This is a genomic window from Acidovorax sp. T1, from assembly GCF_002176815.1.
Classification (GTDB): domain Bacteria; phylum Pseudomonadota; class Gammaproteobacteria; order Burkholderiales; family Burkholderiaceae_C; genus Acidovorax.
In genome coordinates, this window is sequence record NZ_CP021648.1 from 3,071,531 (window position 1) to 3,090,406 (window position 18,876).

Here is an 18,876-nt window from a genome sequence, read left to right on the forward strand (position 1 = left end):
TGTGCTCCATGAAATATCTTGTCGCTGTGGCGTTTCTTGCCATTCTCGCCAGCCTGGCCTCCGCCCTCTTTTTCATGATGCGTAACGGACGCAACGACAAGGCCAAGGGCAGCCACATGGCCAAGGCACTGGCATTTCGGGTGGGAATCTCGATCGTTCTGTTCATTTGCATCCTGGTCGCATGGCAACTGGGATATATCCAGCCCACGGGCTTGCCCGCCACGCGATGAGACACCGCTGCATTGCAACAAAAAAGCGCCTTGCGGCGCTTTTTTTGTTCTGCAGGGCCGCCTTACATCCAGTACACCAGGATGTACAGGCCAAGCCACACCACATCCACAAAGTGCCAGTACCAGGCGGCACCTTCAAAGCCAAAATGCTTGTCGGCGGTGAAGTGGCCCTTTTGCAGGCGCAAGGTAATGACCAGCAGCATCAGCATGCCCAGGAAGACGTGGAAGCCGTGGAAACCCGTCAGCATGAAGAACGTGGAACCGAACACGCCCGAGCTGAGCTTGAGGTTCAGATCGGTGTAGAGGTGGAAATACTCGTAGCCCTGCACGCACAGGAAGACAAAGCCCAGCAGCACGGTGGCCCACATGAAGCCAATCGTCTTGCCGCGGTGATTTTCACGCAACGCATGGTGGGCAATGGTCAACGTCACACCCGAAGTCAGCAACAGCGCCGTGTTGATCGTCGGGAGCCAGAAGGGGCCGACGGTCTGGAAGGGCTCCACAATGCCAGCGGGAGACGCCGTGGCACCTGCGGCAATGCTGGGCCATACGGCCTTGAAATCGGGCCAGAGCAGGGCGTTGTCGAGGCTGCCCAATGCCGGCACCGAGTGCGCGCGCGCCCACCACAGGGCCGTGAAGAAAGCTCCAAAGAGCATCACCTCGGAAAAGATGAACCAGCTCATGCTCCAGCGGTAGGACAGGTCGATCTTGTGACCGTAGAGGCCCCCTTCGCTTTCACGCGCAGCATCACGGAACCACTGGTACAACACAAACAGCCACCACACCATGCCCACGGCCAGGGAGTACTTACCCCAGTCGTGGCCATTGATCCACTGGGCAGCGCCCAGAATCACAAAAAACAGGCCTGCGGCCGCCATCGCAGGGTGGCGCGACTCTGCGGGCACATAGTAGTAAGGGGTTGCGCCGTGGGTTGATGCACTCATTTCAGCTCCTGAATCTCAAAATCTTTGTTTTTGGGTTGGCATTTAGGCGAAGGTCAGACCACCCAGTTCACCACCGCAATCAGCGACAGCACCAACAGGAAGATGGCCAGCAACCCCACCACAATGATGTGCAGGGGGTTGATCTTTTGCAGGTCTTGCTGGTATTCGCTGCCTTTGCGCAGGCCGATCAGTGACCAGGCGACCGCACGCACCGTGCGCAACAGGGCCCCCTTGCGCTGCACCACAGAATCGGATGGATTGTCGGGGCTCATGATCCCTCCTTCACCGGCGCTAAAGAGACGGCAGCCGTTGACTCGGGCGCTGGCGGCGTTTTTCCGCCCACCTCGAAGAAGGTATAGGACAGCGTGATGGTGGTCACATCCTTGGAAAGCCGCGGGTCAATCACGAAGGCCACAGGCCATTGCTTCTTCTCGCCCGGCTCCAGGATGTACTGGTTGAAGCAGAAGCACTCCAGCTTGTTGAAATGTGCAGCCGCCTGCCGCGGGGCGTAGCTGGGAATCGCCTGCGCGGCCATGCGGCGGTTCTGCACGTTCTGGAACTCGTACATCACCGTCGTCAATTCACCGGGATGCACTTTGACTGAGCGCTGTGCTGGCTTGAAATCCCAGGGCCCACGCGCATTGGCGTCGAACTCGACCGTGATGGTGCGGCTCGTGTCCACCTGCGTGTTGGCCGGCACCTTCACATCCTTGCCGGCAACACCGTTGCCCGGCACCTGCCGCTCTGAAAGCGACAGGATGTTGATGCCGGTCAGCTCGCAGATGTGCTTGTAGATCGGAATCAGCGCGTAGCCGAAGGCAAACATGCCCGCCGCTATCACGGCCAGCTTGCCCACCATCTTGGCGTTTTCGCGGTGAATGCTCATGGCGAGGTGCTCAGCGGGACAGCAGAACGACTTTGACCATGAACCCGACGAAGAAAACGGCAGCCACGGACGCCAGGATCAGCGCCATCCGCAGGTTGCTCTTCTTTTGTTCGGAGGTCATGGGCATGGCTTTCAACCGATCACGCGGGTTGCCGTGGCGTCCAGCTTGGGCGGATTTTCAAAGGTATGGAACGGGGCTGGCGAGGGAACTTCCCACTCCAAGCCTTCTGCCCCATCCCAGGGCTTGGCGGGAGCCTTTGCGCCCTTGCCGCGCATGGCCGGAACCACCACGGCCAGGAAGAAGTACACCTGTGCCAAGCCAAAACCCAGGGCGCCCACCGACGCAATCGCATTGAAGTCAGCAAACTGCATGGGGTAGTCAGCGTAGCGACGTGGCATGCCGGCCAGACCCAGGAAGTGCATCGGGAAGAAGGTGATGTTGAAGAAGATCAGCGACGTCCAGAAATGGATCTGGCCACGCGTTTCCGAATACATCACGCCGGTCCACTTGGGCAGCCAGTAGTAAACGCCGGCGAACATGGAGAACAGCGAACCGGCCACCAGCACGTAGTGGAAGTGAGCCACCACGTAATAGGTATCCTGCAACTGGATATCGATCGGGGCCATGGCCAGGATCAGGCCGGTGAACCCACCCATGGTGAACACGAAGATGAAGCCCACGGCAAAAAGCATGGGGGTTTCAAACGTCATGGAACCGCGCCACATGGTGGCCACCCAGTTGAATATCTTCACGGCCGTGGGCACCGAAATCAGCATGGTGGCGTACATGAAGAACAGCTGGCCGGTCACCGGCATGCCCGTCGTGAACATGTGGTGGGCCCACACGATGAACGACAGGATGGCAATCGACGAGGTCGCATACACCATGGAGGCGTAGCCAAACAGCTTCTTGCGCGCAAAGGCGGGCACGATCTGGCTGATGATGCCGAAGGCCGGCAAGATCATGATGTACACCTCGGGGTGACCGAAGAACCAGAAGATGTGCTGATACATCACCGGGTCACCGCCACCGGCGGGGTTAAAGAAGCTGGTGCCAAAGTGGCGGTCGGTCAGCGTCATGGTGATGGCGCCAGCCAGCACGGGCATCACGGCGATCAGCAGATAGGCGGTGATGAGCCAGGTCCAGGCGAACATCGGCATCTTCATTAGCGTCATGCCGGGGGCGCGCATGTTGAGGATGGTCACGATGATGTTGATCGATCCCATGATCGACGAAGCACCGAGGATGTGCATGGCAAAAATGCCGGCATCCATCGAGGGGCCCATCTGCAGCGTCAGCGGCGCATACAACGTCCAACCCGCAGCGGGTGCGCCGCCAGGCATGAAGAACGAGCTCACCAGCATCAGCGCGCCAGGGATCATCAGCCAGAAGCTGAAGTTGTTCATGCGCGCGAACGCCATGTCGGACGCGCCGATCTGCAGCGGAATCATCCAGTTCGCAAAGCCCACGAAGGCCGGCATGATGGCGCCGAACACCATGATCAGGCCGTGCATGGTGGTGAGCTGGTTGAACAGCTCGGGGTTCACCAGTTGCAGGCCAGGCTGGAACAGCTCGGCGCGGATCAGCAGCGCCAGAACGCCGCCGATCATCAGCATGGTGAAAGCGAACAGCAGATACAACGTACCGATGTCCTTGTGGTTGGTGGCATACACCCAACGGCGCCAGCCGGATGGTGCATGGTGGTCGTGGCTGTCGTGTGCGTGCCCGTGATTGTCGAGAACTGCGCTCATTTTGAATTCCTCAATGCTTTGGGGCGGTAATTACTTGCCACGCTGGGCCACAATTTCCGCGGGCTGCACCAGCTGCCCCGTCTTGTTCGACCAGTTGTTCTTGGTGTAGGTGACCACGGCAGCGATGTCCGTGTCGCTCAATTGCGTCCACGCGGGCATGGCACCGTTGTTCACACCCTTGAGCAGCACCTGGATCTGCTTGGCATGGTCGGCATCGAGCACGATGGCAGAACCGTCCAGCGGCTTGATCGCACCCGCGCCCTTGCCGTTGGCCTGGTGACAGGCCGCGCAGTTGGCGGCATAGACCTTTTCGCCGCGCTTGAGCATGTCGTCGAGCGCCCACACCTTGGCAGGATCGTCGAGCTTGGCTGCGGCCTTCTTCTTTTGATCGCCCACCCACTGGCTGTAATCCTCGGCCGACAGCACCTTCACATGGATGGGCATGTAGGCGTGTTCCTTGCCGCACAGCTCGGCACACTGGCCATAGTAGTCGCCCACCCTCTCGGCACGGAACCAGGTGTCGCGCACGAAGCCGGGAATCGCATCCTGCTTGATGCCGAAGGCTGGCACCATGAAAGCGTGGATCACGTCGTTGGCAGTGGTGATGATGCGCACCTTCTTGTTGACGGGAACGACCATCGGGTTGTCCACCTGAAGCAAGTAGTTGGCAGGCGCCGCGCTGACATTGCCACTGTCGGACATGGCCCGGTGGCTGCTGTCGAGCGTGGAGATGAAGGCCAGGCCCTCACCTTCGCCGGTGATGTAGTCGTAGCCCCATTTCCACTGGTATCCGGTGGCCTTGATGGTCAGGTCGGCGTTGGTGGTGTCTTTCTGGGCCACCAGGACTTTCGTGGCCGGCAGGGCCATGAGGATCACGATGATGAAAGGAATAATGGTCCAGACCACTTCCACCGTTACGGACTCATGGAAATTGGCCGACTTGGCACCCCGGGATTTGCGGTGCTTCCAGATCGAATAGAACATCACGGCAAACACCGCAATGAAGATCACCGTGCAGATGATCAGCATCATCCAGTGCAGGAAATGCTGCTCTTCGGCAATCTTCGTCACCGGGGGATGCAGGTTCAGCTGATTGACCGCAGGGCCGCCGGGCAGGTCTTGAACGGCATGGGCCGCAGTGCCCACCCATGCACCGGCAGTCAGCAGCAGAGAAGCCAGCTTGTTGGAAATGCTCTTCATAGTTCTCACTTACTTCTAAGCCTCAATTTAACCAATCACTTGGCGCACCTGCGCGGGGTCAGGCAGCGCGCAAGGCCCTGCGAATCTCCGATGCCAGGGCCGGGCGAAGCTCGGGGCGCACGAAGCGCCCCACCTCCACCGAGCGACCCTGCGCAGACAGCGTGATCAGCGACCGGTGTCCGGTTTTGGGCTCGACACGAACCCGGCTCCGGTCAAATTCAGCGCGCTCCAGCCTGCCTGCCGTCTCCCTCTCCACCACCAGGCGCGAACCTTGCAGCGAAATCCTCTCGCCATCCGCCGCATGGCGCCCGCACCTGGCGAATCCCAATCCCACGGCGACGATGACCAGCCAGGCAAAAGGCATGTCCCACCGGCCGCCAGTCATCCAGAAAAGAAAAACCATTGCCAAAGACAAGGCGCACAACCCCATCCGCGCGCGTGCAACCGAACCATTACGGGCCAACTGCCAGTCAATACGCTGGCCCGACACCGTGGCAAAGCGAAAAATCAGACTAGTCAACGCAAAAGCCTTGCAAACGACCACCGCACTGATGCAGTGCGAAGGTACCCAACTCTCAATCGACCGGAATTGTAGCGCTCCTTGTCCCACGTCATTGACAAGACGTTACGACTCAGCTCCTGTCGCCGCCTTCTCGCAACATGGCGCGCATGTCTTGCAGGGAAACCGCGCTGCTGGCGCTCACCCGCACTCTGGGCTTGGGCTTGTAAGCGTGGCCATAGATGATTTCAAACGTTAGCGCCAGTTGTCCATCGTGTTCCGGATCACCCAGCTTGTCCTGTAAAACTTCGTGAAGGCGGCTGCGCCAGTGGCGTCCGCGCAACGCCGGGAAGCGCTGGGGATGCAGATTGCACCCCAGCTCCGCCAGTTCCTGCAGCAGGCGCTGCGGCGTGGCAAAGGTCAGCCGGATGCGCTCCATGTCCATCACGGGCTCGGCAAACCCTGCGTGCACCAGCATGTCGCCCCAGTCGTGCATGTCGGTGAAGGACTGCCCTGCGGGTGGCCAGCCGAGCGCTGCATACACCGCGTGCAGTTCTTTCACGGTGTCGGGCCCGAGGCACGAGAACATCAGATAACCATCCACCGCCAGCGCGCGATGCCATTGGGCGATGAGGGCCTGGGGGTCGCTCGCCATGTGCAGTGCCATGTTGGCCCAGAGCATCTGCACGCTCCCGTCCTCCGGCAAGCCAAACCGCGGGCGCCCTGCACTCCACCGCGCCGGGCTCCACCATGGCCGGGTCAGCGCCTGCATCGCCACCGGCAAACAGTGCGGCGATGTTTCCGTCACCTGACAAAGCGCCTGGGGGTAGCGAGCACTGACCAGGGCGTGGCCTTGCAGCCCGCCGCGCACCGCGTCCCAGTGGCACCAGGCTGCGGGAGCGTGGCGAATCCACTGCAGGCGGTCGTCCATGCGCCGGGCCACCTCTTCATGCAGCCAGGGCGATTGGGCAGTTGCTGCGGCGTGCCAGCGGGCGGCAGCAACGGGATCGATGGAGGGAGGATGCTCGGTGGACATGGCTGCAAAGAAGGGCGAGCAAGTATATTGATGGAATGCTTTACAAGATGCTGGCAGGGACATCACGGCGCATCGGTGCGCTGGTCGACCGCCTGCCGAGCCAGTGTGCCGTGTGCCACGCCTGGCCGGCCCGGCGCGTGTGCGACGGCTGCGCCGCCCGTTTTGCGCAACCCCGCGCGCGCTGCACGCGCTGCGCCTTGGCGGTGCCTGAAGGCGTCTCGGAATGCGGCGCCTGCCTGCGCGAGCCGCCTGGCCTGGACGCGTGCTTTGCGGCGGTGGACTACGGTTACCCATGGGCCTGCGCCATCGCCGAATTCAAGTTCCGCAGCGATCCCGGCTGGGCCAAGGCGCTGGCCACGCTGCTGCGCAGCACGCCCTGGGTGGAACCGGCGCTGGACGCCGCCGACCGCGTGCTTCCGGTGCCGCTTTCGCGTGAACGGCTGCATCAGCGCGGTTTCAACCAGGCCGCCCTGCTGGCCCGCCACATCGCCGGCCCCAAGATGGACGCCACCCTGCTGCTGCGGCTGCGCGCCACCGAGGCGCAAAGTGGCCTGCCCCGCAGCCAGCGCCTGCGCAACCTGCAGAGCGCGTTTGCCATCGAGCCACACCGCGCCGCCTCCGTGCGGGGGCAACGCATCGTTGTGGTGGACGATGTCATGACCACCGGCGCCACGCTGAATGCCGCAGCCCAGGCGCTGCGCGAGGCCGGCGCCGTGCACATCACTGCCATGGTGGTGGCGCGCACCGAATTGAGCTGAAAAAAACTTTTGTTTACGACGGCGCTGCGCTGCGCCCGCGCATCCGCACGACAATGCGCAGCATGTTCCATATCGTTCTGGTCGAACCCGAGATACCGCCCAACACTGGCAATGTGATTCGCCTGGCAGCCAACACGGGCTGCACACTGCACCTGATCGAGCCCCTGGGTTTTTCCATGGAAGACCGTCTGATGCGCCGCGCCGGGCTGGACTATCACGAATACACACAGGTACAACGGCATCCGGGGTGGACTGCCTTTTTGCGCACCGCCCAGCCCGACCCGACGCGCATGTTTGCCCTGACCACGCATGGCAGCCAGAGCGCCTACGACACCTGCTTTCTACCCGGCGACTGGCTGGTTTTCGGGGCAGAAACGCGGGGGCTGCCCCCCGAGTTGCGCGAAACCTTCCCGCCCGCGCAGCGCGTGCGCCTGCCCATGGTGGCCGGGCAACGCAGTCTGAACCTGTCCAACGCGGTAGCCGTCACCGTGTTTGAGGGATGGCGCCAGAACAGTTTTGGCATGCCCGGCGTAGCCGCCACGACCGTGGTGGGGCAGTTACGCTGACGCCGCCTGGCGCATGGAGGCCAGGCGCCGCGAGTGCTCGCTCACAAAATCAAGCAACACCTTGGTGCGCGCCGGAATCATGCGGCGCGATGGCAGCGCGGCATACACCGTGTAGCGCGAAACAATCCAGTCGGGCAACACATGCACCAGTGCACCCGTGGCCAGATAGGGTGCGGCCAGCAGCCGCGACATCACGGTCACGCCCATGCCGTCCACGGCGGCGCGCAACAACACGTCCGTGCTGACGGACTGCAACACCACCGGCATTTCCACCTCCTGCGCCGCCCCCTCGCCCTGCGCGGGCAACAGCCGCACCCTGCGCGCGAAACCGCTCTGGGTGCGAACCACCTGGCCTGAATCGCGCAGGTATTCGTGGTTGTGCAGGTCGCCCGGCTCGGCGGGCATCCCCTTGGACTGCAGATACCGGGGCGCGGCAATCACGATGGCTTCGCCATGGAGCATGGGCCGGGCGACGATATTGCCGTCGTAATCTCCGCCCGCCACCATGAAAGTGACATCGAACTCGTCCACCCGCGACGAGGGAAACGCATCGACCAGGATGTCGAGCATGAGCCTGGGATAGCACGCATGCCAGGGCGCCAGCAGCGGTGCCAGAAAGTGCGTGGCCAGCACCGGCGCTGCCAGCACGCGGATGGTGCCATGCAGGTCACGAGTGCTGGCAGCAGCGGCCGCCTCGGCATCCTCGATTTCATGCAGGATGGCGCGCACTCGCTGCAAATAGGCCTCTCCGGCGTCGGTCAGGGCCAGCTTGCGGGTAGTGCGCTGCAACAGGCGCGTGCCCAGGTGCTGCTCCAGATCGGCCACCAGCCGGGTGACCACCGGGGGCGAAAAATCCATCGACCGTGCCGCCGCCGCAAAGCCGCCCTCCTCAACGACGGCCTGAAAAACACGCATGGTCAACAATCTGTCCATTTCCGTAAGTAAATGTTTGCCAGCGGCTCGATTATTCCATTTTCAAGAATTATTCATTGTGAGAACAGCGCTTTTCCCACGGGATAACCCTCGATAGAGTCCATTGCATCGATGAGCGACACCCTTGCAGGCACTCACCGAGGCAGGACAAAACCGGCGCCAAGACACCGGGACAGGTCCTGAAGAACTGGCCCAACTCCTGCTTTTTTGAAGGAATCATCATGACCACCTACCGCACCCTGGCCGTCGCCGCCGCTCTGACCCTGACCGCCTTGGCCGCCCAGGCAGACTCTCCACCGCCCCTTGATGGCGACAGGGCCAACCAGCCCCTGACCGCGACCGAGGCCCCTGGCACCCTGACCCGCGAAGCCGTGATCGCCGACCTGGTGGCTTCCCGCAAGGCGGGCACGCTACCCCGTGATGGCGAGTGGTACAACGCTCCGGCGCCGCTGGGCACCACCTCCGCCGGCGCCTGGCTGCCCGGCGGGATGCCCACGGCAACATCCACCGTCCTGGCCAGCGGCGACCAATGAGACGTTGAAAATCCCGGTGGACCGAACTTTATGGCGCAGCGCCGTAGCTGCGCGACAAGGATTCGGCCACGCACACCGGTTTGTCGCTGCCCTCGCGCTCCACCGTGACCAGCCAGGTCATCTGCAGCCCCTCGGGCGCCAGGGGCTCGGTGGACTGCAGCTGCAGCCGTGCGCGCAGGCGACTGCCCACCGGCACGGGTGCCGTGAAACGCACCCGGTTCAGGCCGTAGTTCACCCCCATGCGGGCGCCTTCGATGCGCATTCCGTCGTCGAAAAACCGAGGAATCAGCGACAGCGTGAGAAAGCCATGCGCAATGGGCCCGCCAAACGGCCCGGCCTTGGCGCGCTCGGGGTCCACATGAATCCACTGCTGGTCGCCCGTGGCCTGGGCAAACAGGTTGACCTGTTCCTGCGTGATGGTGACCCAGTCGGTCACGACGACCTCCTGGCCCACGCAGGCACTGACTTCAGAGTAGGAGTGGAAGGTTTTCATGCAGGCAATGGTGCGTCGCCGCCCGCACAAGGCCTGTCAGGCAGGTGACAGCAGTGCCCCCTGCTGACCTCCGGTGGTCCATCAGGCGTCCAGCCAGGAACAGATGCCCTGCCACTGCTCCAGATCGCGCGCCACGCGCGCGGGCGCCACGTCGAACAGCGTGAGCCCGTGCGCTGCCAGGTGCACATAGTTTTGCGTGTTGCGCAGGTAGCCCAGCACGGGAAAGCCGAGGCTTTCGACAAACTGGTGCAACTGGTCAGCCGCGTGGGTGCGGACATCCACCCGCATGCCGACAATGCCCACCTGCACGCCCGCGGCACGGCGGTGCTCGGCCAGCTGGTCCAGAAAAGCGCGCGTGGCAAAAATATCGAACACGCTGGGCTGCAGCGGCACGATGATGCGGTCGGCCAGCTTGAGCACATCGCCCAGGCGCCGGCCATGCAGGCCCGCCGGGGTGTCGAGCACCGCGTGCGAGCTGCCCTTGGGCGGCTTGATGATGTCATCCGCCGTGGCGTCCCAGGCGCCAATGGGGCGGGCAGCGGGCGGGCGCAGGCTCAGCCACAGGCGGGCGGACTGCTGGCGATCGGTATCGCCCAGGATCACCGGATGCCCCTGGCGGGCGAAATACCCGGCTACGTTGGTGGAGAGCGTGGACTTGCCCACGCCGCCCTTGGGATTGGCAACTACGACCACTGGCATGACACAACCTCCCGGAATCAACCGTTAAATAAAATTTGAATGAAAAGTGCCTCTAGCGCTTATGCATAAAGCGCAAGCAGCTATCAAAATCAAAGCAACTGCCGCCTCAGGCATGTTGCCCGCCGCGCTTGACGAAGAACAGCCCCGCGCCCACCGCCATCAGCAAGCCGCCAAACACGCGGTTTTGCGTGCGCACGGCGCTGGCGCTGCGCATCAGGCGGCGCAAGGCGCTGGCCCCGGCAGCGTAGCCGTGCATCACCGTCACGTCCACCGCGACCGTGGTGGCGGCCATCACCAGCAGCTGTAACCACAGCGGGCGGCCTTCGGTCATGAACTGGGGCAGCACGGCCACCATGAAGATGATGCCCTTGGGGTTGGTGGCATTGGTCAAAAACCCCGTCAGAAAGCGCTTTTGCCACGGCCCGGCCGGTGCCGCATCGTCCCCCTGAATGGGCGAGGTGGCACCCGCGCGCCACTGGCTCCAGCCCACATAGATGAGATAGCAGGCGCCCAGCACCTTGACCACGCTGAAGGCCACCTCGGAGGCCAGCAGCAGCGAGCCCACGCCCGCGCCGGCAATCAGCAAGATCAGCAGCAGCCCGACCTGCAGCCCGGCGATGGTGGCCCCCGTCTTGCGCACGCCGTAGGACAGGCCGTGGCTCATCGACAACACGGCCCCCGAACCCGGCGACACCGCAATCAGGCACGACGCCGCAAAAAAAGCCAGCCAGGTCTGCAAGTCCATGAAAAAGTCCACACAAGAAGGAAAGAAGGGCAAGCATCTTAGCAACCGGACGCTCGCCCCCTTGAATACGAACAATAATGCGCACCAGCGCTTATGGATAAAGCGCTACAAGCTATCAACAATATAGCAATCGAAAGCAATGCCAGAATCGGCGCCACACTCGCCGCTGGCGGGCCACCTTTCCCGCCCACGCTCACACCCCATGGAACACGCACCCACCTGGCTCACCTACGGCTTTTTGTACCTGGGCGCCGCGGTGCTGGCCGTGCCCATTGCCAAGGCCCTGGGGCTGGGCGCCATCATTGGCTACCTGGCGGCGGGCATTGCCATCGGGCCGTGGGGCCTGGCGCTGGTGAGCAATGTGCAAGACATCCTGCACTTTGCCGAGTTCGGCGTGGTGCTGATGCTGTTCCTCGTCGGGCTGGAACTCCAGCCCAGCCGCCTGTGGAGCCTGCGCCGGCCCATTTTCGGCCTGGGTTCGGCGCAGGTGCTGGGCTGTGCGGCCGCGCTGTTTGCGCTGGGCTGGCTGGCGGGGCTACCCTGGCGCATCAGCCTGGTGGGCGCGCTGGGGCTGGCGCTGTCGTCCACGGCCATCGCACTGCAATCGCTGTCCGAGCGCAATCTGCTGCGCACCAGCAGCGGCCAGGCGGCGTTTTCCATTTTGCTGTTCCAGGACGTGGCGGCCATTCCCATCCTGGCCCTGCTGCCGCTGCTGGGCGCCGCCGCCGTCGGCCAGGGCGCCGAGCTCGGTGCCAGCGACCTTGCCGTGGAAGCGCTCAAGATCGTGGGCGTGATCGGCGCCATCGTGCTGGGGGGCCGGCTGCTGCTGCGGCCGCTGCTGCGCTGGATCGCCAAAAGCAAGACCCCCGAAATCTTCACCGCTGCCGCCCTGCTGCTGGTGGTGGGCATTGCCTACCTGATGGTGCTGGTGGGGTTGTCGATGGCGCTGGGCGCCTTTTTGGCGGGCGTGCTGCTGGCCGACAGCGAATACCGCCGCGCGCTCGAAGCCGACATCGAGCCCTTCAAGGGCCTGCTGCTGGGGCTGTTCTTCATTGCCGTGGGCATGAGCATCGACTTTGGCGTGCTCATGCGTTCGCCCTGGCAGATGGCGGCCCTGGTGCTGGGTTTTCTGGTCGTCAAGGCCGTGGTGATCTATGGGCTGGCGCGGGCGGCCCAGATCCCCTACCAGGAGCGGCCAGTGTTCACGCTGCTGCTGGCCCAGGGCGGCGAGTTTGCGTTTGTGGTGTTCCAGGCGGCCGCTGGCGCCCGGGTTCTGAAAACCGAAACCGCCTCGCTGCTGATTGGCGCCGTGGCGCTGTCCATGCTGCTGAGCCAGCTGCTGCTGGTGCTGCTGGACCGGCTGCTGCTGCGCCGCTTCGCCACCCTCAAAAAGCCGCCCCCCGCGGCCGAGATATCCGAACCCCAGGAGGCGCCCGTGCTCATCGCCGGCTTTGGCCGCTATGGCCAGATCGTGGCCCGCATGATGCTGGCACAGGGCGTGCCCACCACGGTGCTCGACCACAGCGTCGAGATTCTGGAAGTGGCGCGCGCCTTTGGCTACCGCGTGTTCTACGGCGACGCCACCCGGCTCGACCTGCTGCGCATGGCCGGCGCCGGCCAGGCCCGCGTGCTGGTGGTGGCGGTGGACGACCCCGAGCAGTCGCTCAAGATCGTGGCGCTGGCGCGCAAGCATTTCCCCCAGCTGGCCGTGGTGGCCCGCGCCCGCGACCTGACACACTGGAACGCGCTGCGTGACCTGGGCGTGACGAACGTGCAGCGCGAGCTATTCGAGTCGAGCCTGCTGAGCGCCCGCAGCGTGCTCGAACTCATGGGCCTGCCACCCGCCGAGGCACAAGACATCACGCAGCGCTTTCGCACACACAACATTGCGCTGGCCGACCGCATGTACCCACACCACCAGGACCGCGCCAAGATGATTGCCGTGGCCCGCGAGGGGCGCAACCAGCTGGCCGAGCAGATGGCCAAGGAACGGCAGGAGCGCCAGGCCGCCATGCCCGCCGACGCCGACGCCGCCCCAGGATTGCCCGGAAAATTGGATCAAAAATAGGCTCTAGCGCTTTCACAACAAGCGCATGCAGCTATATATTTAGTAGCAAATCATTCACCCCCCCCCGCTACCATCGCCCTCATGGACCTGTCCGAAACCCCGTGGATACACACCCTGCGTTTTGTGCTGGAAATTGCGGCCACCGTGGCCTTTGCGCTGTCGGGCATGGTTGCCGCCGCGCGCCAGCGCATGGATGCCGTGGGCGTGTGCGTGGTGGCCTTTGTGGCCGCCTTTGGCGGCGGCACCCTGCGCGACCTGCTGCTGGACCAGCGGCCCTTCTTCTGGGTGCGCCACACGGGCTATGTGTGGGGCATCCTGGCGCTGTGCGTGGGCGCCATGCTGTTCATGCGCCGGCGCCACATCAAGCCCACCGAGCGCGCCATGGTGCTGCCCGACACCATCGGCCTGGGCCTGTTTGCGGCGGTGGGCGTGGATGTGGCCATGACCGTGGGCATGCCCCCGCTCATCGCCGTCATGATGGGCGTGATCACCGGCGTGTTTGGCGGCGTGCTGCGCGATGTGCTGTGCAACGAGGTGCCCCAGGCCTTCAGCGACCACCGCCCCTATGCCCTGTGCGCCTTTGCCGGCGGCTGGGTGGACGTGGCCCTGCGCCAGTTGGAGGTGCCCGACTGGGCACCGCTGCTGGCCTGCGTGCTGGTGACCGGCGGGTTGCGCGTGCTGGCGCTGTGGCGCAACTGGCAGTTGCCGGCGTGGCGGGTGTAAACGTGCACCACGTTTCCTGAAACAAAAATAGCTGCTGGCGCACCATGCATGTGCGCCAGCAGCTATCAATTCAGAAGCAACTGCGGTGCGGATCAGTCGAGGCTTGCGCCCGACTCCTTGACCACCTTGCCCCACTTGGTCGATTCCGACTTGATGAAGGCAGCAAACTGGGCTGGCGTCTCATTGACGGACTCGCCACCCTGGTCGGCGATCTTTTTCTTCACCTCGGGGTTGGCCAGCACCTTGGCCAGCGCGGCGCTGAGCTTGTCCAGCACCGGCTTGGGCGTGGCGGCGGGCGCAAACATGCCGAACCACGACATGGCCTCATAGCCGGGCACGCCGGCTTCGGCGATGGTTGGCACATCGGGCAGCTCGGGCGAGCGCTTGGCGGTGCTGATGGCAATGGCGCGCAGCTTGCCAGAACGCACATGCGGAATCACCGAGGGCAGGTTGTCGAACATGATGGCAATCTGGTTGCCCAGCAGATCGGTCACGGCCGGTGCGCTGCCCTTGTAGGGGATGTGCGTGAGATCAACCTTGGCCAACGACTTGAACAACTCGCCCGAGAGGTGCGGCGACGCGCCGTTGCCGGGCGAGCCGAAGTTGATCTTGCCGGGGTTGGCCTTGGCATAGGCGATCATCTCGGGCACTGTCTTGAACGGCTGCTGGGGGTTGGCCACCAGCAGGTTGGGCACATTGGCCACGCGCGTCAGCGGTGCGAAGTCCTTGATGGGGTCAAAAGGCATCTTCTTGTACAGGCTGGCGTTGATGGCGTGCGTGCCCACGGTGCCCATGAACAGGGTGTAGCCATCGGCCGCGGCCCTGGCGGCGTATTGCCCGCCAATGTTGCCGCCCGCGCCGGCCTTGTTGTCCACCACCACCGGCTGGCCCAGCTCGGTCGAAAGGTATTGGCCCACCAGGCGCGCCAGGATGTCGGTCGTGCCGCCGGCCGAGAACGGCACGACGATGGAGATGGGCTTGGTGGGATAGGCCTGCGCAAAGGCAGCGCCCGGCAGGGTTGCCGCGCCCGCCGCCAGGCTGGCCAGCACTGCCAGGGCCTTGCGGCGGCCAGCCAGGGAGGTGCGGTGTGTCAAAGTGGTCATGGTTGTTTCCTCGGTCTTGCTCGGGAGAATGGTGTCTGCGGCGCGGGGCGTGCATGCCCTTGCACAGCAGCCAGTGTCAAGGCCTCACAGGTGGGGCCGGATCATGATGACCGCGATATAGATCGCGGCCACCAGGAACATCGACACCACGGCATTGTCCGTGGTGCTTTTCAATTGTAGGTACGGCAGCGCCGGCGCACATGGCATGGCGCAAGCCATCAAAACCCGCCGTCGCCATGCCGTCAGACGCCCGCCACGCCGACGGTCATGCCGCCGCAGACATACAGAACCTGGCCCGTGACAAAACCGCTGCGCGCGTCCAGCAGGTAGCTGGCGGCATGGGCCACGTCGTCGGGCGTGCCGATGCGCCTGACGGGCACGGCCTCGATGATGGCGCGGGTGCGCGGTGCGTCGGGTGGGTTGGCGCGGTCGAACAATTCGGTGCGGATGGGGCCGGGCCCGATGGCGTTGGCCGTGATGCCGTGCGGCCCCAGCTCCAGCGCCCACACGCGTGTCATGCCGATCAGGCCGGCCTTGGTGGCGGCGTAGGCGGTGCGCAGCTCTTTGCCCAGCGCCGCGCGCGAGGACATGTTGACGATGCGCCCGAAGCCCGCCGCCTTCATGCCCGGCAGCAGGGCCTGCATGCACTGGAAAGCGCAGCGCAGGTTAAGCGCCACCGCCAGGTCGAATTCGGCCAGCGTCTGGTGCTCGGCATCGGCCGGCACCACCACGCCCACGTTGTTGACCAGCCGGGTGATGGGGCCACCGGCCAGCGCTTCTTGCAATGCGCGCGCGGTGTCGGCCGCATCCGACAGGTCGGCGCGGATGCCACCGGGCACGCCGTCCACCATGCGGTCAATGACGACCGGCAGGTAGCCCTCGGCGCGGCAGCGCTCGGCAATGGCGGCACCGATGCCGGCGGCGCCGCCCGTGATCAGTACGCGCTCGGGGGTGGTGTTCGGGTGGGTCATGGCTTTTGCAGGGGCGTTGTGTGGTGTGCTAACGGCTTAGGCACCGGTGGCCAGAAAGGCGGCCAGTGCATCGTCAAACGCGGCCGGTGCCTCGAGGTTGGACAGGTGCGAAGCCGGCACTTCGGCCAGGCGCGCGCCCCCTATGGCCCGCTGCATGGCCTGCGCATCGGCCACGGTGGTCACCGGGTCGCTGGCACCGGCAATCAGCAACGTGGGCACGCGGATGGCGGCCATGGCGCCCCGCAGATCGGCCTGGGCCAGGGCATCGCAGCAGGCGGCATAGCCTTCGGGCGCGATGTCGGCAATCCAGCCTTGCGCCGTGGCCACCAGCGCGGGCTGGGCCGCGATGAAGGGCTCGGTGAACCAGCGGCCGGGCGACGAGGCCGCCAGCTCGGCCATGGCTGCAGTGCCCTTGTCGCGCACCAGCGCAGCGCGGGTTTGCCAGCCTTCGGCCGTGCCAATCTTGGCGGCGCTGTTGCACACCACCAGGTGGTTCAGGCGCTCGCCCGCGTGCACGCCCAGCCACAGCCCGGTAAGGCCACCCATGGAGATGCCGCAAAAGCTGGCTTTGGCGATATTCAGAGCATCCAGCAGCGCCACCACATCGCCGCCGAGCTGCTCAAAGCTGTAGGGGCCTGGCGACACCACGCTGCCACCATGGCCGCGCGTGTCGTAGCGCAGCACGCGGTGGGTTTGGGCGAAGTGCTGCGCCTGCGTGTCCCACATCTCCAGCGTGGTGCCCAGCGAGTTGGAAAACACCAGCACGGGCGCATCCGCACGCCCGTCCAGGCGCACACGGAATGGCCCGCCGGGGGTGTCGATGGTTTGCGTCTGCATGCTCAGACCCGTTCGAGGATCACGGCAATGCCCTGCCCCACGCCGATGCACATGGTGCACAGCGCGTATTTGCCGCCGGTGGCGTGCAGGCGGTTCACGGCCGTGGTGGCCAGGCGGGCGCCGCTGGCGCCCAGCGGGTGGCCCAGCGCAATGGCGCCGCCCCAGGCGTTCACGCGGGCGTCGTCGTCTTTCAGGCCCAGGGCGCGCAGCACGGCCAGGCCTTGTGCTGCAAAGGCTTCGTTGAGCTCGATCACGTCCATGTGGTCGATGGTGAGGCCGGTTTGCGCCAGCACCTTCAGGGTGGCGGGCGTGGGGCCAAAGCCCATGATGCGCGGCGCCACGCCGGCGGTGGCCATGCCCACCACGCGGGCGCGCGGCGTCAGGCCATATTGGGCGGCGCTGGCTTCGTTGGCCAGCAGCAGCGCGCAGGCGCCATCGTTCACACCCGAGGCATTGCCTGCGGTGACGGTGCCGTCGGGCCGCACCACGCCCTTGAGCTTGGCCAGCGCTTCCAGACTGGTCTCGCGGGGGTGTTCGTCCTGGCTGACGATGATGGCGTCGCCCTTTTTCTGGGGAATCGTCACCGCCACGATTTCACGCGCCAGGTGGCCGGCCTTGATCGCCGCCACGGCGTTGAGCTGGCTGCGCAGGGCCATGCGGTCTTGCGCCTCGCGCTCGATGCCGAAATCGGTGGCCACGTTTTCGGCCGTTTCGGGCATGGAATCGACGCCGTATTGCGCCTTCATCAGCTTGTTGACGAAGCGCCAGCCGATGGTGGTGTCATACACCGCGTTGTTGCGGCTGAAGGCGCTTTCGGCCTTGGGCATGACAAACGGGGCGCGGCTCATGCTTTCCACGCCGCCAGCGATCATCAACCCCGCTTCGCCGGCCTTGATGGCGCGCGCGGCCGTGCCCACGGCATCGAGGCCCGAACCGCACAGGCGGTTGATGGTGGCGCCCGGCACTTCCACCGGCAGGCCCGCCAGCAGGCTGGACATATGGGCCACGTTGCGGTTGTCTTCGCCGGCCTGGTTGGCGCAGCCATAGAGCACATCGGTCACGGCGGCCCAGTCCACGCCCGGGTTGCGCTCCATCAGCGCCTTGAGCGGGATGGCGCCGAGGTCGTCGGTGCGGACACTGGACAAGGCACCGCCGTAGCGGCCGAAGGGGGTGCGGATGGCGTCACAGATGAAGGCTTGGGTCATGGTGTCTCCTGGGATATCTAAGGAAGGTTCAGGCCTGGATGGGCAGGCCGACAAGGCGTTCGAGTTCGGCGTGGTCCAGCCCGTCGACCTTGTCGATGAGCTGCAGGCCCTGCGGCGTGCAGGCCAGCGTGGCGAGGTCGGAATAAATGCGCTTGACGCAGGCAATGCCGGTGAGCGGATAGGTGCACTGCGCCACCACCTTGCTGGCGCCCTGCTTGGTGAGCAAGTCCATCATCACCCAGGTCTGCTTGGCACCGATGGCCAGGTCCATGGCGCCGCCCACGGCGGGAATGGCGCCGGGCTCGCCCGTGCTCCAGTTGGCCAGGTCGCCCGTGGCCGACACCTGGAAGGCGCCCAGCACGCAGATATCGAGGTGGCCGCCGCGCATCATGGCAAAGCTGTCGGCATGGTGAAAATATGCGCCGCCCGCCAGCAAGGTGACGGGCTGCTTGCCGGCGTTGATGAGGTCATAGTCTTCGCTGCCAGCAGCCGGCGCCGGGCCCATGCCCAAAATGCCGTTCTCGCTTTGCAGGATGACCTCGCGGCCTGCGGGGATGTGGTTGGCCACCAGGGTCGGCTGGCCGATGCCCAGGTTGACATAGGCACCGTCGTGGATGTCTTGCGCCACGCGCTTGGCCAACTCTTCTTTACTACGTCTTTGATAGCTGCTCACGCTTGCTCCTTTTGCGCCAGAG

23 protein-coding genes are annotated in these 18,876 nt (G+C 64.6%); 6 read left to right on the top strand and 17 right to left on the bottom strand.

Annotation, left to right across the window (positions count from 1 at the left end; translation table 11 throughout):
• Positions 1 to 8 precede the first annotated feature (8 nt).
• Positions 9 to 230 (top strand): twin transmembrane helix small protein, encoded by a 222-nt coding sequence (locus CCX87_RS14350; protein ID WP_087747339.1) that lies wholly within the window; start codon positions 9 to 11, stop codon positions 228 to 230.
• A gap of 62 nt (positions 231 to 292) precedes the next feature.
• Here the strand turns inward: CCX87_RS14350 and CCX87_RS14355 are convergent, their stop codons facing one another.
• The 8 genes from CCX87_RS14355 to CCX87_RS14385 form a co-directional block, all read right to left on the bottom strand.
• Positions 293 to 1,174, bottom strand: coding sequence for a cytochrome c oxidase subunit 3 (locus CCX87_RS14355; protein ID WP_087747341.1), 882 nt, complete (start codon positions 1,172 to 1,174; stop codon positions 293 to 295).
• A 53-nt stretch (positions 1,175 to 1,227) separates the two neighbouring features.
• On the bottom strand, positions 1,228 to 1,446 hold the full coding sequence (locus tag CCX87_RS14360; protein WP_087747343.1) for a DUF2970 domain-containing protein: 219 nt from the start codon (positions 1,444 to 1,446) through the stop codon (positions 1,228 to 1,230).
• Positions 1,443 to 2,060, bottom strand: a complete 618-nt coding sequence (locus CCX87_RS14365; protein WP_086911482.1) for a cytochrome c oxidase assembly protein — start codon at positions 2,058 to 2,060, stop codon at positions 1,443 to 1,445. The genes CCX87_RS14360 and CCX87_RS14365 overlap by 4 nt, the downstream gene beginning before the upstream one ends.
• 10 nt (positions 2,061 to 2,070) lie before the next feature.
• On the bottom strand, positions 2,071 to 2,181 hold the full coding sequence (locus CCX87_RS21350) for a cytochrome oxidase small assembly protein (protein ID WP_232476408.1): 111 nt from the start codon (positions 2,179 to 2,181) through the stop codon (positions 2,071 to 2,073).
• Positions 2,182 to 2,192: 11 nt separating this feature from the next.
• Positions 2,193 to 3,812 carry a cytochrome c oxidase subunit I gene (gene ctaD / locus CCX87_RS14370; protein ID WP_087747346.1) on the bottom strand — a complete coding sequence of 540 codons (1,620 nt, stop codon included), beginning with the start codon at positions 3,810 to 3,812 and terminating at the stop codon, positions 2,193 to 2,195.
• Positions 3,813 to 3,842: 30 nt separating this feature from the next.
• Entirely contained in the window at positions 3,843 to 5,012 is a 1,170-nt protein-coding gene (gene coxB, locus CCX87_RS14375) for a cytochrome c oxidase subunit II (RefSeq protein WP_087747347.1), read from the bottom strand.
• 58 nt (positions 5,013 to 5,070) lie between these two features.
• Positions 5,071 to 5,532 (bottom strand): DUF2244 domain-containing protein, encoded by a 462-nt coding sequence (locus CCX87_RS14380; RefSeq protein ID WP_087747349.1) that lies wholly within the window; start codon positions 5,530 to 5,532, stop codon positions 5,071 to 5,073.
• A 112-nt stretch (positions 5,533 to 5,644) separates the two neighbouring features.
• Positions 5,645 to 6,547 (bottom strand): biotin synthase, encoded by a 903-nt coding sequence (locus CCX87_RS14385; RefSeq protein ID WP_087747352.1) that lies wholly within the window; start codon positions 6,545 to 6,547, stop codon positions 5,645 to 5,647.
• Between the two features lie 35 nt (positions 6,548 to 6,582).
• Here CCX87_RS14385 and CCX87_RS14390 point away from each other — a divergent pair, with 35 nt between their 5' ends.
• Positions 6,583 to 7,305, top strand: coding sequence for a ComF family protein (locus CCX87_RS14390; RefSeq protein ID WP_087747354.1), 723 nt, complete (start codon positions 6,583 to 6,585; stop codon positions 7,303 to 7,305).
• Positions 7,306 to 7,367: 62 nt separating this feature from the next.
• Entirely contained in the window at positions 7,368 to 7,871 is a 504-nt protein-coding gene (locus CCX87_RS14395) for a tRNA (cytidine(34)-2'-O)-methyltransferase (RefSeq protein WP_087748360.1), read from the top strand.
• Here the strand turns inward: CCX87_RS14395 and CCX87_RS14400 are convergent.
• Positions 7,863 to 8,804, bottom strand: coding sequence for a LysR family transcriptional regulator (locus CCX87_RS14400; RefSeq protein ID WP_087747356.1), 942 nt, complete (start codon positions 8,802 to 8,804; stop codon positions 7,863 to 7,865). The two genes, CCX87_RS14395 and CCX87_RS14400, sit on opposite strands and share 9 nt — an antisense overlap.
• Before the next feature lie 221 nt (positions 8,805 to 9,025).
• Between CCX87_RS14400 and CCX87_RS14405 the strand changes: the two genes are divergently transcribed.
• Entirely contained in the window at positions 9,026 to 9,337 is a 312-nt protein-coding gene (locus CCX87_RS14405; RefSeq protein ID WP_087747357.1) for a DUF4148 domain-containing protein, read from the top strand.
• Between the two features lie 28 nt (positions 9,338 to 9,365).
• Here the strand turns inward: CCX87_RS14405 and CCX87_RS14410 are convergent, their stop codons facing one another.
• The 3 genes from CCX87_RS14410 to CCX87_RS14420 form a co-directional block, all read right to left on the bottom strand.
• Complete coding sequence (locus tag CCX87_RS14410; RefSeq protein ID WP_087747360.1) at positions 9,366 to 9,830, bottom strand: MaoC family dehydratase; 465 nt, start codon at positions 9,828 to 9,830, stop codon at positions 9,366 to 9,368.
• An 81-nt stretch (positions 9,831 to 9,911) separates the two neighbouring features.
• Positions 9,912 to 10,529, bottom strand: a complete 618-nt coding sequence (locus tag CCX87_RS14415; RefSeq protein ID WP_087747363.1) for a ParA family protein — start codon at positions 10,527 to 10,529, stop codon at positions 9,912 to 9,914.
• A 106-nt stretch (positions 10,530 to 10,635) separates the two neighbouring features.
• Positions 10,636 to 11,274, bottom strand: a complete 639-nt coding sequence (locus CCX87_RS14420) for a LysE family transporter (protein WP_087748362.1) — start codon at positions 11,272 to 11,274, stop codon at positions 10,636 to 10,638.
• A gap of 202 nt (positions 11,275 to 11,476) precedes the next feature.
• Between CCX87_RS14420 and kefC the strand changes: the two genes are divergently transcribed.
• Both kefC and CCX87_RS14430 read left to right on the top strand, forming a co-directional pair.
• Positions 11,477 to 13,342, top strand: a complete 1,866-nt coding sequence (gene kefC, locus CCX87_RS14425) for a glutathione-regulated potassium-efflux system protein KefC (protein WP_087747365.1) — start codon at positions 11,477 to 11,479, stop codon at positions 13,340 to 13,342.
• Positions 13,343 to 13,423: 81 nt separating this feature from the next.
• A complete protein-coding gene (locus CCX87_RS14430) occupies positions 13,424 to 14,065 on the top strand; it encodes a trimeric intracellular cation channel family protein (RefSeq protein ID WP_087747367.1) in 642 nt (213 codons plus the stop codon).
• 92 nt (positions 14,066 to 14,157) lie between these two features.
• On the opposite strand, the gene CCX87_RS14435 is transcribed toward CCX87_RS14430, so the two are convergent.
• From CCX87_RS14435 to CCX87_RS14455, 5 genes are all read right to left on the bottom strand, one after another.
• Positions 14,158 to 15,168, bottom strand: a complete 1,011-nt coding sequence (locus tag CCX87_RS14435; protein ID WP_087747369.1) for a Bug family tripartite tricarboxylate transporter substrate binding protein — start codon at positions 15,166 to 15,168, stop codon at positions 14,158 to 14,160.
• Positions 15,169 to 15,410: 242 nt separating this feature from the next.
• A complete protein-coding gene (locus CCX87_RS14440; protein ID WP_087747371.1) occupies positions 15,411 to 16,139 on the bottom strand; it encodes an SDR family oxidoreductase in 729 nt (242 codons plus the stop codon).
• Between the two features lie 36 nt (positions 16,140 to 16,175).
• Positions 16,176 to 16,976: a 3-oxoadipate enol-lactonase gene (gene pcaD, locus CCX87_RS14445; protein ID WP_198314715.1), complete on the bottom strand. Its 801-nt coding sequence runs from the start codon at positions 16,974 to 16,976 to the stop codon at positions 16,176 to 16,178.
• A 2-nt stretch (positions 16,977 to 16,978) separates the two neighbouring features.
• Positions 16,979 to 18,181 carry a 3-oxoadipyl-CoA thiolase gene (pcaF, locus tag CCX87_RS14450; protein WP_087747373.1) on the bottom strand — a complete coding sequence of 401 codons (1,203 nt, stop codon included), beginning with the start codon at positions 18,179 to 18,181 and terminating at the stop codon, positions 16,979 to 16,981.
• 28 nt (positions 18,182 to 18,209) lie between these two features.
• Positions 18,210 to 18,854: a 3-oxoacid CoA-transferase subunit B gene (locus tag CCX87_RS14455; protein WP_087748365.1), complete on the bottom strand. Its 645-nt coding sequence runs from the start codon at positions 18,852 to 18,854 to the stop codon at positions 18,210 to 18,212.
• Between the last annotated feature and the right edge of the window lie 22 nt (positions 18,855 to 18,876).

Bases quoted from the DNA above. Each gene is read 5' to 3' on its own strand.
- CCX87_RS14365 (WP_086911482.1), bottom strand. From the start codon at position 2,060: ATGAGCATTCACCGCGAAAACGCCAAGATGGTGGGCAAGCTGGCCGTG.
- kefC (WP_087747365.1), top strand. From the start codon at position 11,477: ATGGAACACGCACCCACCTGGCTCACCTACGGCTTTTTGTACCTGGGC.
- ctaD (WP_087747346.1), bottom strand. From the start codon at position 3,812: ATGAGCGCAGTTCTCGACAATCACGGGCACGCACACGACAGCCACGAC.
- CCX87_RS14410 (WP_087747360.1), bottom strand. From the start codon at position 9,830: ATGAAAACCTTCCACTCCTACTCTGAAGTCAGTGCCTGCGTGGGCCAG.
- CCX87_RS21350 (WP_232476408.1), bottom strand. From the start codon at position 2,181: ATGACCTCCGAACAAAAGAAGAGCAACCTGCGGATGGCGCTGATCCTG.
- pcaD (WP_198314715.1), bottom strand. From the start codon at position 16,976: ATGCAGACGCAAACCATCGACACCCCCGGCGGGCCATTCCGTGTGCGC.
- CCX87_RS14395 (WP_087748360.1), top strand. From the start codon at position 7,368: ATGTTCCATATCGTTCTGGTCGAACCCGAGATACCGCCCAACACTGGC.
- CCX87_RS14440 (WP_087747371.1), bottom strand. From the start codon at position 16,139: ATGACCCACCCGAACACCACCCCCGAGCGCGTACTGATCACGGGCGGC.
- pcaF (WP_087747373.1), bottom strand. From the start codon at position 18,181: ATGACCCAAGCCTTCATCTGTGACGCCATCCGCACCCCCTTCGGCCGC.
- CCX87_RS14360 (WP_087747343.1), bottom strand. From the start codon at position 1,446: ATGAGCCCCGACAATCCATCCGATTCTGTGGTGCAGCGCAAGGGGGCC.
- CCX87_RS14400 (WP_087747356.1), bottom strand. From the start codon at position 8,804: ATGGACAGATTGTTGACCATGCGTGTTTTTCAGGCCGTCGTTGAGGAG.
- CCX87_RS14415 (WP_087747363.1), bottom strand. From the start codon at position 10,529: ATGCCAGTGGTCGTAGTTGCCAATCCCAAGGGCGGCGTGGGCAAGTCC.
- coxB (WP_087747347.1), bottom strand. From the start codon at position 5,012: ATGAAGAGCATTTCCAACAAGCTGGCTTCTCTGCTGCTGACTGCCGGT.
- CCX87_RS14385 (WP_087747352.1), bottom strand. From the start codon at position 6,547: ATGTCCACCGAGCATCCTCCCTCCATCGATCCCGTTGCTGCCGCCCGC.
- CCX87_RS14420 (WP_087748362.1), bottom strand. From the start codon at position 11,274: ATGGACTTGCAGACCTGGCTGGCTTTTTTTGCGGCGTCGTGCCTGATT.
- CCX87_RS14350 (WP_087747339.1), top strand. From the start codon at position 9: ATGAAATATCTTGTCGCTGTGGCGTTTCTTGCCATTCTCGCCAGCCTG.
- CCX87_RS14405 (WP_087747357.1), top strand. From the start codon at position 9,026: ATGACCACCTACCGCACCCTGGCCGTCGCCGCCGCTCTGACCCTGACC.
- CCX87_RS14390 (WP_087747354.1), top strand. From the start codon at position 6,583: ATGCTTTACAAGATGCTGGCAGGGACATCACGGCGCATCGGTGCGCTG.
- CCX87_RS14435 (WP_087747369.1), bottom strand. From the start codon at position 15,168: ATGACCACTTTGACACACCGCACCTCCCTGGCTGGCCGCCGCAAGGCC.
- CCX87_RS14355 (WP_087747341.1), bottom strand. From the start codon at position 1,174: ATGAGTGCATCAACCCACGGCGCAACCCCTTACTACTATGTGCCCGCA.
- CCX87_RS14430 (WP_087747367.1), top strand. From the start codon at position 13,424: ATGGACCTGTCCGAAACCCCGTGGATACACACCCTGCGTTTTGTGCTG.